General features: G+C 72.2%; 7 protein-coding genes and 1 pseudogene. 2 read left to right on the top strand and 6 right to left on the bottom strand.

Annotated elements, in window-relative coordinates; translation table 11 throughout:
- From FV229_RS28305 to FV229_RS25075, 4 genes are all read right to left on the bottom strand, one after another.
- On the bottom strand, window positions 1-1,547 hold a 1,547-nt coding region (locus FV229_RS28305; protein WP_246688334.1), incomplete at its 3' end, for a pseudouridine synthase.
- Window positions 1,548-1,747: 200 nt separating this feature from the next.
- Window positions 1,748-2,047 (bottom strand): LysE family transporter, encoded by a 300-nt coding sequence (locus tag FV229_RS28310; RefSeq protein ID WP_246688335.1) that lies wholly within the window; start codon window positions 2,045-2,047, stop codon window positions 1,748-1,750.
- A gap of 356 nt (window positions 2,048-2,403) precedes the next feature.
- Window positions 2,404-2,580: a DUF1328 domain-containing protein gene (locus FV229_RS25070; protein WP_147754530.1), complete on the bottom strand. Its 177-nt coding sequence runs from the start codon at window positions 2,578-2,580 to the stop codon at window positions 2,404-2,406.
- A 120-nt stretch (window positions 2,581-2,700) separates the two neighbouring features.
- Window positions 2,701-2,877 carry a CsbD family protein gene (locus tag FV229_RS25075; protein ID WP_147754531.1) on the bottom strand — a complete coding sequence of 59 codons (177 nt, stop codon included), beginning with the start codon at window positions 2,875-2,877 and terminating at the stop codon, window positions 2,701-2,703.
- Between the two features lie 145 nt (window positions 2,878-3,022).
- Between FV229_RS25075 and FV229_RS28315 the strand changes: the two genes are divergently transcribed.
- On the top strand, window positions 3,023-3,535 hold the full coding sequence (locus tag FV229_RS28315) for a nucleoside deaminase (protein WP_281406754.1): 513 nt from the start codon (window positions 3,023-3,025) through the stop codon (window positions 3,533-3,535).
- Window positions 3,536-3,604: 69 nt separating this feature from the next.
- Window positions 3,605-4,309 (top strand): SDR family NAD(P)-dependent oxidoreductase, encoded by a 705-nt coding sequence (locus tag FV229_RS25085; RefSeq protein ID WP_147754533.1) that lies wholly within the window; start codon window positions 3,605-3,607, stop codon window positions 4,307-4,309.
- 42 nt (window positions 4,310-4,351) lie between these two features.
- Here FV229_RS25085 and FV229_RS25090 read toward each other — a convergent pair whose 3' ends face one another.
- Entirely contained in the window at window positions 4,352-4,786 is a 435-nt protein-coding gene (locus tag FV229_RS25090) for a RidA family protein (protein ID WP_147754534.1), read from the bottom strand.
- 8 nt (window positions 4,787-4,794) lie between these two features.
- Window positions 4,795-5,340, bottom strand: a pseudogene (locus tag FV229_RS25095) (DSD1 family PLP-dependent enzyme); the annotation flags it as partial.

Here is a 5,340-nt window from a genome sequence, read left to right on the forward strand (position 1 = left end):
CCGCCGGAGGGCGCACGGCCGCGGGAGGCCTCGTCCCGGCGCGGCCGCTCGGCCTGCGCCTCCTTCTTCGGCGCGCCGAAGGGTGCGATCGGCTCGCGCACCGGGCTCTCGAAGTCGACGCCGGCCTGCGCGGACAGGCCCTTGCCGAGCTGCTCCTTGAGCACCTTGGTCTTGATCTCCTCGGTCAGCCCGACCTCGAGGTCGCCGAGCTGGAACGGCCCGAACGACAGCCGGATCAGCCGGTTCACCGAGAGGCCGAGATGCTCGAGGATGCGCTTGACCTCGCGGTTCTTGCCTTCGCGCAGGCCGAGCGTCAGCCAGACGTTGTCGCCGGTGGCGCGGTCGAGGGTCGCCTCGACCGGCCCGTATTCCATCCCGTCGATGGTCACGCCCTTGCGGAGCTGATCGAGCTCCATCTGGGTGATGTCGCCGAAGGCGCGGACGCGGTAGCGGCGCAGCCAACCGGTGTCGGGGTGGGCGATCACCTTGGCGAGGCCGCCGTCGTTGGTGAGCAGCAGCAGGCCTTCGGTGTTGATGTCGAGGCGGCCGATCGCGACGACGCGCGGCATCTCCTCGGGCATCACCTCGAACACGGTCTGGCGGCCTTCGGGGTCGCGGGCTGTGGTGACGAGGCCCCGCGGCTTGTGGAAGATCCAGAGCCGGGTGCGCTCGCGCGTCGGCAGCGGCTCGCCGTCGACGGTGATGGCGTCCGAATCGGTGACGTTGATCGCCGGCGTGTCGAGGACGCGGCCGTTCAGCGTGATCCGGCCTTCGGCGATCATCGCCTCGACGTCGCGGCGCGAGGCGATGCCGGCCCGCGCGATCGCCTTGGCGATGCGCTCGCCCTCGTAGGTCTCGGGCGCGGCAGGTTCTGCCTTCGCGGCGATCTCGGCCTTCGGGGCGGCCTCGACGGCGTCCGTCTCCGGCGCGTCGTCGAAGTCCGCATCAGCATGCGTCTCGACGGGAGCCGAGTCGACGGGAGACATGGCGGCGGGGGCCAGGTCGATGGGAGCCGAATCGACAGGAGCCAAGTCGGCGGGGGCCGCGTCGACCGAGGCTGGGTCGGGGAAGGCCGGATCGGCCGGCGCCGGCAAGGCCGCAGCCGGGCGGCGACGCAATGGGGCGTCGCCGCCGCGCTCCTTCGGGGCCTTGGCGGCCTTCGTCGGCGCCTTGGCCGACTCCTTGGCCGCATCCTTCGTCGCGTCCTTGGCCGGACGCTCGTTGGCGTGGCGGTCCTTCGGCCGGGGGCGGGCCACGCGCTCACGCGGCGCCTCGTCGTCGGAGGAGCGGACGTTGGCGTCGGTGGCCGGGCTCCAAGGCTCCGGTGACGAAGCCGCCGGGCTCGAAGCCGCCGGGCTCGAAGCCTCTTGGCTCGAAGGCTCTTGGCTCGAAGCCTCGTGCGAGGCGGGTTCCTGCTGCGAGGCCTTGTCCCGCGCGGCGGCCGTGCGGCGTGCGGGCCGTGCCTTCGCCGGAGTCTCGGGGGCCTGCGTGGTGTCGGTCCCGCGAACGGGCTCGTCCGCGGAGGGTGTGGTCGGATTGTCGCTCATCGCCAAGCCCATAACAGAGCCGGCTCCGCCACGCGAGACGGATCGTCGCCAGGGCACGGCGATCACTTGAAGCCGCGTTCGGCGGCTTCAGGGCGCGAAGAGCGCCCCGCGGAGCGAAAGCCTGAGCCCGCGAAGGCGGGCGCCGGCGATTGAGGCCGAAGACAATCAGGGCCAGCGCTGTCGAGCGATGGCCCTGTCGCTCAGGGGCGGCCCGCGAGGAGGCCGAGCCCGAAGCCGACGAAGATCGCGCCGGTGGCGCGGTCGAACAGGCGCCGGAGGGCGGGCCGGGCGAGATGGCGCGCGAGGTGCCGGCCGCCGAGCGCGTAGGCCGCGTACCAGAAGCCTTCCGCGGCGGCGAAGGTCGCGACCAGGATCGCGAGCTGCAGCCCCTGGTCGACAGCGGGATCGAGTCCGCGCCGACCTCGACCGCGCCGCCGGCTCCGCGCCAGGCCTGGATCCCGAGGAGGATCAGGTATGCGACGCCGGCATAGCGCAGCCACGCGAACAGGTTCGGCGAGGCGGCCAGCACCGCCCCAAGCCCCGTCGCCGAGGCGCAGAGCACCAGCACCACGGCCGAGAGGCACCCGGCCATGGCGAACAGGCTGGCACCGAACCCGAAGCGGAGGCTGCGCGTCATGACGTGCAGCATGTTCGGGCCGGGCGTGCCGGACAGCAGGAAGACAGCGCCGAGGAAGAGCGCCCAGGTGTGGGGATTCATGGGTAGGGGGCCATTGGGGACGATCGCGGTGGCGCGGCCGCGATCCTAAGGCTTGGCGCAGCGCAACGCACCCCCGAACGCGAAAGGGGCGGTCCTTGTCAGACCACCCCTCTCACGACGCTGAACAAATCCGGCCCGTCAGAGCCTCGGCGCACGCCCGCGCATCACGCCGAACACGGCGGAGATCAGGAACAGGGCGATGGCCACGAAGAACACGATCTTGGCCGCCGCCATCGCCGTCCCAGCGATGCCGCCGAAACCGAGGAGCGCCGCGACCAACGCGACCACGAGAAAGGTGATGGCCCAACCGATCATGCAGACCTCCTCAAAACGAATTCTTCAATGCAGGGCTGATGGGGTCCCGACCCGGACCCGATCTCCGGGTCCGGGTCCGGGTCGGGACAATTGCATCCGCGGCTCGCTTACTTCTGTTGCTTACTTGCCGACGGCAGACTTCACGTCGCCCTTGACGCCTTCGGCCTTGCCCTTGGCCTCCTGCGCAACGCCGTCGGCATTCAGGTTCGCGTTGTCGGTCGCGTTGCCGATGCCCTGCTTGGCCTTTCCGATCGCCTCGTTGGCCGCGCCCTTGATCTTGTCGGTGGTGCTGCTCATCGCCGGCTCCTCGTCCTGAATGCGGCCTTGCCGCGCTGGGGGAGAAACGGCGGAAGGTGGATTAATGTTCCGCCGATTAACATTGACCTGTGTGGGGGCGGCGGCGCGCTTCCCGGCGGCGGCGGCGACCGCTAGGAACGTCGTCGTGCCCGACTCGATCCCTCCCGCGAAAACGCGCCTCGCCGCGAACACGACGTCGCTCGCCGGCCGGCCGGGCGAGACGCCGTTCGACCTCGCCTTCGCGGCGGCGCGCCGTGCGGCGGAGGCCGGCGAGGTGCCGGTCGGCGCGGTGGTCGTGCGCGACGACGTGGTGCTCGCGGTGGCGCACAACCGGCCCCGCGCGCTGCGCGATCCGACGGCGCATGCCGAGATCCTAGCCATCCGCGCCGCCTGCGCCGCGCTGGGCGACGAAAGGCTGTCGGGCTGCGACCTCTACGTCACCCTGGAGCCGTGCCCGATGTGCGCGGGCGCGATCGGCTTCGCGCGGATCCGGCGGCTCTATTATGGGGCGGCCGACCCCAAGGGCGGCGGTGTCGAGAACGGTGCGCGCGTGTTCAACCAGCCGACCTGCCACCACGCGCCGGACGTGTATGGGGGCTTTCGCGAGGACGAGGCGGCGCGGATGCTGCGCGACTTCTTCCGCGGGCGGCGCGACTGATCCATCGCGCGGCGCGAACCGCCGCGCCCGCCCGACGTTGCCGGCTCGCACAGCCCGGAGGCCGCATCCATGACGCCGACCTTTCATCGCGCCCTGATCGTCGGAGCCGGCTCGGGCTTGAGTGCGGCGCTCGCCCGGCAACTCGCCGCCGACGGGCTGCGGGTCAGCCTGGCGGCGCGCAACGTCGAAAAACTCGACGCGCTGGCCCGCGAGACCGGTGCGTCGGTCCACGCCTGCGACGCGAGTCGGCCGGCCGAGGTCGAGGCGCTGTTCGCCGCGATCGAGCCGGCGCTCGGCGGAGCGCCGGACGTGGTGGTCTACAACGCCAGCGGACGCGTGCGCGGCGGCATCGCCGAGCTCGATCCGGAAGCCGTCGCGCAGGCGCTCGCGGTCTCGGCCTTCGGCGGCTTCCTGGTGGCGCAGGCCGCCGCCAAGCGGATGCTGCCTGCCCGCCACGGCGCCATCCTGCTCACCGGGGCCTCGGCGAGCGTGAAGGGATTCGCCGGCTCCTCGGCCTTCGCGATGGGCAAGTTCGCCCTGCGCGGCCTGGCCCAGAGCCTCGCGCGCGAATTGCAGCCGCAGGGCATCCACGTCGCGCACTTCGTCATCGACGGTGCGATCCGGAATCCGGCCCGCGCGCCCGAGGCGCCGGACGCGCCCGACAGCCACCTCGACCCGGAGGCCATCGCCCGCAGCTACCGCGACGTGCTGCGCCAGGACCGCAGCGCCTGGACCCAGGAGCTGGAGCTGCGCCCCTGGGTCGAGCGGTTCTGAGAGGCGAGGGTTTTGAAGGGGTGGCTCCGCGCGGACCGGTGATCAGGCCGGGTCGGGCCGGGCGGCGATCGCCTCGATCTCGACGAGGTAGCCGTGATGCAGGCCCGGCACCGGCACCACCGCGCGGGCGGGGCGGGCCTCGCCGAACGCCTCGGCATAGATCCGGTCGAAGGCCGGCCAGTTCTCGACTCCGACGAGGTAGGCGGTGACCTTGAGCACGCGCTCCGGCCCGCATCCGGCCTCGCCGAGGATGGCGAGCACGTTGGCGAGCGCCTGCCGCGCCTGCTCCTCGAACGGGCGATCGAAGGTGTGGCTGCCGTCGGGGCGAGGCCCGAGCTGGCCCGAGACGAAGACGAGGTCGCGCCACGCGGTGGCTTGCGCGTAATGGCCGGCGGGCTCCGGTACGGCCTTCGTCGCGATGCGCTCGATTGGATGCGTCTTGGCGATTGGATGCGTCTTGGCGATTGGATGCGTCATGGAAAAGGTCACCAGCCGGCGATGCGGGGCCACGTGGCCGAGACGCGCCCGGACGCGTCGAGCACGTGGTAGCAGGCGTGCTGCGCCGCCGTGGCGCAGGCATGGTTGGGCAGGATGCGCAGGCGCGCGCCCAAGGCAAGCTCCGGCAGCGCCGCCCTCGACCCGGGGCGGAGGGCGACGATGCCGTGCTCCTGGTTGGCGTCGCGCACGATCAGGTCCGGGTAGGGGCGCCCCGCGGGATCGCAGACGATGCCGTAGCCCTGGTCCACGGCCTGGCGCGCGGTGCCGCGGTCGCGCGACAGGGCCATCCATCCGGCATCCACGATGATCCAACCCTTGGCCGCCTGGTGGCCGATCACGGTGGCGAGCACCGACAGGGCGATGTCGTCGGCGCCGCAACTGCCGACGCCCGCCTGGAACAGGTCGCCGAACATGAACACGCCGGCCCGCACCTCGGTGACGCCGTCGAGATCCCCGGCGAACCGCGCGGTCGGCGTCGAGCCGACGCTGACCACGGGGCAGGGGAGGCCGGCCGCGCGCAGGTGCCCGGCCGC

It is taken from the genome of Methylobacterium sp. WL120 (genome assembly GCF_008039465.1).
Classification (GTDB): Bacteria; Pseudomonadota; Alphaproteobacteria; order Rhizobiales; family Beijerinckiaceae; genus Methylobacterium; species Methylobacterium cerastii.